2 rRNA genes are annotated in these 562 nt (G+C 49.6%); both read left to right on the top strand.

The window, feature by feature from the left end:
- Nucleotides 1–121, top strand: a 23S ribosomal RNA gene (locus K1I44_RS15020); the annotation flags it as partial.
- A gap of 367 nt (nucleotides 122–488) precedes the next feature.
- Nucleotides 489–562 (top strand): 5S ribosomal RNA (gene rrf, locus K1I44_RS15015); the annotation flags it as partial.

Here is a 562-nt window from a genome sequence, read left to right as displayed (position 1 = left end):
GAGATTTCCCATCGCGTCAAGCGAGTAAGATCCCTTGAAGATGACAAGGTTGATAGGTCCGAGGTGGAAGCGTGGCGACACGTGCAGCTGACGGATACTAATCGATCGAGGACTTAACTAAGCACACAAGAAAAGCGTAGGCGACTGTTCAGCCACGAAGAGTGCGAAAGGCCTGCGAGGAGGCTGTTGCCGCCACAGCAGGACTGAAGCGATTCGAGGGGCTAGGAGCCGAAGCTAGACAGTAAGAAAAGCGGAGAACGGTTCTTGATGTAGTCAAGAAAACATCCGACGGAGCCGAAAGCTTTTGACGAAGACGTGCCCGCACGTCGAACGGAAAAAGCGAAGGCGTAGGAGGATGTTAGTTCGAAGCTAGACAGTAAGAAAAGCGTAGGCGACTGTTTAGCTCTGTTATCTAGTTTTGAAGGAATAAAAAATGCTTGACAACAAAAAATATTCCGTTATAATAACATTTGTCTAAAGCATTATTGCTCGGTGACGATGGCGGAGAGGTCACACCCGTTCCCATCCCGAACACGGAAGTTAAGCTCTCCAGCGCCGATGG

The sequence above is a fragment of the Anoxybacillus sp. ST4 genome, assembly GCF_019448545.1.
GTDB lineage: Bacteria > Bacillota > Bacilli > Bacillales > Anoxybacillaceae > Anoxybacillus > Anoxybacillus pushchinoensis.
The sequence above is the reverse complement of the archived record's forward strand: the minus strand, read 5'-3'. Positions and strand labels throughout refer to the sequence as shown.